This window comes from Streptomyces sp. NPDC047061, from assembly GCF_040643955.1.
Taxonomy (GTDB): domain Bacteria; phylum Actinomycetota; class Actinomycetes; order Streptomycetales; family Streptomycetaceae; genus Streptomyces.
In genome coordinates, this window is the sequence record NZ_JBEYVI010000113.1 from 1 (window position 1) to 3,583 (window position 3,583).

General features: G+C 70.1%; 1 protein-coding gene. It reads right to left on the reverse strand.

The window, feature by feature from the left end; genetic code table 11:
* On the reverse strand, nt 1-3,566 hold a 3,566-nt coding region (locus ABZ887_RS50950; RefSeq protein WP_361306543.1), incomplete at its 3' end, for a beta-ketoacyl synthase N-terminal-like domain-containing protein.
* Between the last annotated feature and the right edge of the window lie 17 nt (nt 3,567-3,583).

Below are 3,583 nucleotides of genomic sequence, written 5' to 3' on the forward strand. Positions count from 1 at the left end.
GCCGGCTCCACCCCAGCCGCCCGCCACAACGCCGCCAAACTCACCATCACCGCCCACGACGCCGGCTGCACCACCTCCACCCGCGACAACAGATCCGCATCACCCAACACCTCACGCAACCGCCAGCCCGTGAACGGCTCCAGCACCCGCTCACAACGCTCCATCACCGCCGCGAACACCGGCTCCTCATCCCACAACCGCACCCCCATCCCCACCCACTGCGCACCCTGACCCGCAAACACAAACACCGGCCGCGACACCGAACCAGCAACCCCAGCCACCCCGGCCACCACACCGGCCGACTCCCGGCCAGACGCAGCCGCAGACAAGCCCTCCACCAACTGGCCACGGTCCCGGCCGACCACCGCAAGCCGGTGCGAGAACGCCGTGGTCCGCGTCACCGCCAGGGAGAACGCCACATCCCCGGCCCCGACCCCCGGACGAGCCGCCGCAAACTCCGCCAGCCGGCCCGCCTGCGCAGCCAGTGCCGCATCAGACCGCGCCGACACCACCCACACCACCGGACCGACAGACTCCGGCCCCAATTCAGAGGTGGACGCCAACCCGTCGTCGGCAGACCCGTCCAGGGCAGGGGCGTCCTGGACAGGGGCCTCCTGCGCGGGCTGTTCGAGGATGAGGTGGACGTTGGTGCCGCTGATCCCGAACGCCGACACACCAGCCCGCCGCGGACCAGAACCCGCCGGCCACTCGCGCGGCGCGGTCAGCAACTCCACCGCCCCCGCCGACCAGTCCACGTGCGAGGACGGCGCGTCCACGTGCAGGGTCTGGGGCAGCATCCCGTGCCGCATCGCCTGGACCATCTTGATCACACCCGCGACACCCGCAGCCGCCTGCGTGTGACCGATGTTCGACTTCACCGACCCCAACAACAACGGCCGACCCTCCGGCCGACCCTGCCCATAGGTGGCCAGCAACGCCTGCGCCTCGATCGGATCACCCAACGCCGTACCGGTCCCATGCGCCTCCACCACATCCACGTCACCGGCCGCCAAGCCCGCACTCGCCAACGCGGCCCGGATCACCCGCTGCTGGGACGGACCGTTCGGCGCCGACAGACCATTACTCGCCCCGTCCTGATTGACCGCACTACCCGCCACCACCGCCAGCACCCGATGCCCACGAGCGCGAGCAACCGACAACCGCTCCAACACCACGACACCGACACCCTCACCCCACCCCGTGCCATCAGCCGCCTCCGCGAACGGCTTACACCGCCCATCAGCAGCCAACCCCCGCTGCCGCGCAAACTCAGCGAACATCTCCGGGTTGGGCATCACCGTGACGCCGCCGGCCAGCGCGATCCCGCACTCACCCGACCGCAACGCCTGCGCCGCCAGGTGAATCGCCGTCAGCGACGACGAACACGCCGTATCGATCGAGACCGCGGGTCCCTGCAACCCCAGCGCATACGCCACCCGACCCGACGCCACACTCGCATGGGCCCCGGTGATCCCGAAGCCACCGGCACCGTCCTGCTCGCCAACTCGGTATCCCAGCGCGGTGATTCCGGCATAGACCCCGGTATCAGTGCCCCGCAACGCCCCCGGCGTGATGCCTGCGTCTTCCAACGCCTCCCAACATGTCTCCAGCAACACCCGCTGCTGCGGATCCATCCCCAACGCCTCACGCGGACTGATCCCGAAGAACTCCGCATCGAACTCACCCGCACCACCCAGGAACCCACCCACCCGGGCAAAACCCGCACCCCCATCACGGGGATCAGCAACATCCAGGCTCTCCAGGTCCCAGCCGCGGTTCACCGGGAACCCCGACATCGCATCGGAACCTCCCGCAACCAACCGCCAGAAACCCTCCGGATCCTCCACCCCACCCGGGAACCGACAACCCATCCCCACGATCGCCACCGGCTCCTGCATCTGTGCAACCGCGGCAGGCGTTTCCGGCAGGACCTCTTGCTCACCGGTCAGTTGCTGCCGCAGGTGGGCCACCAGCGCTGTCGGTGTCGGATGGTCGAACAGGACGGTGGCGGGCAGCTGGAGTGCGGTGGCGGTCTTCAACCGGTTGCGAAGATCGAGTGCGCTGTAGGAGTCGAAGCCCTGCTCGCGGAAGCTCCGGTCCGCGTCGACATCCTCCGGGCTGTCATGACCGAGTACCTCGGCGGCAAGGGTCAGGACCAGGCGGGCGAGCTGACGTTCGCCGTCGGCCCCCGACGAAGCGGTGGCCTGGGCGCCATCCTTCTGAGCCGGCGCCACCTCATGGCGTGAGCCGCTCAGGATGGTGGATCGCAGCTCATCGGTGAGGTCAGCGACGACGACGGACGCGTGGTCGTGTCCCACGGTCCAGGCGAGTACTTCGGCCAGATCGTCCGGGGCGGTGTGGCGCATGCCGTCGACGGCTCCAGCGCCGTCACCGTGCCAGGCGACGGATGTGGCCGCGTGGCCTGCTGCCCGGCGCTGGCTCACCAACGCGTCAGCGAAGGCACCATAGGCACGTCTGTCCGCGTCCTGCTCGATCCCGAGCTGGGCGCCAGCGCGGGAGATCACGACGAACGCCGACAGCTCGCGGTCGACGGTCTGGTCGTGCAGGTGGAGTAGTTCCTCGATGTCCTGCGCCCCGGCCTGGTCATCCGGCAAGGAGACGACCGCAGTGGCGTCCTGGGGCAGGTCCGTTCCCCGGACGACCTCGGCGCCCGCGGTCGTCAGCCATCGGGTGAGTGCCGCGGCGAGCGCGCCGTTGTCGTCACCGGCCAGCAGGACCTTGCCCGCCGGCTGCCAGGGCAGCCGTGGCGTGCCGGCGTCGATGGGTGCGACGCGCACCTTCCTGGCGAACACGCCCGCCGGGCGCAGTGCCAGCCGGTCCTCGCTGTACTGGCCGCCGAGCACGGCGCGCAGCAGACCTTGGGTGGTGGCGTCCCACGTGCGGGGCAGGTCAAGGCATCCGCCGCGGCCGCCTGTCATCGACGGCCGGTCCCAGATCGCGGACTGCCGCGGGTCGCCGGGCCGGTCGGTCGACTCGGCAGGTACTGCCTCGACCGTGGCGTTCCACACCGGGATGCCGTCGACGACCGGCTCTCCAGGGGGAAGGAAGGAGACCACGCCGACGACTTCGGGGTAGCGTTCACTCATCAAGGCGCCAACCTGCGACAGGTCGGCCTCAAGACGGTGGACCACGCCGCCATCGGCGGACAGCGCCTCCGCTACCTCGGCGACGACCCTCTCATCGGGGAACCCCGGGGGGACGAGGAGCAGCCGGCTACCGCTGACCGCCGGCCGGATGTCCGCGGTCACCGGTTCCCACGCCACCCGGTACAGCTGCGCGTTGAACTTCGCACGACTGCGCTGCCGCTGCCGCAGGCCGGTGAGGGCCGGCATCAGCGATTCGACCGTCGAGCGCTCGGCGGTCAGGCCGAGTACTCCGGCGAGTGCCTCGACGTCGTTGCTCTCGATCGCCTGCCAGAACTCGCCATCGGCCGAGTCGCCGTCATGATCGCCGCGACCGGTGGTGGCCTTCGGCCAGTAGTGCTGACGCTGGAACGGATACGTCGGCAGGCCGACCCTGACCGCCCGGCCCTCGTCGGCGGTCACCGCAGCCCAGTCCACCT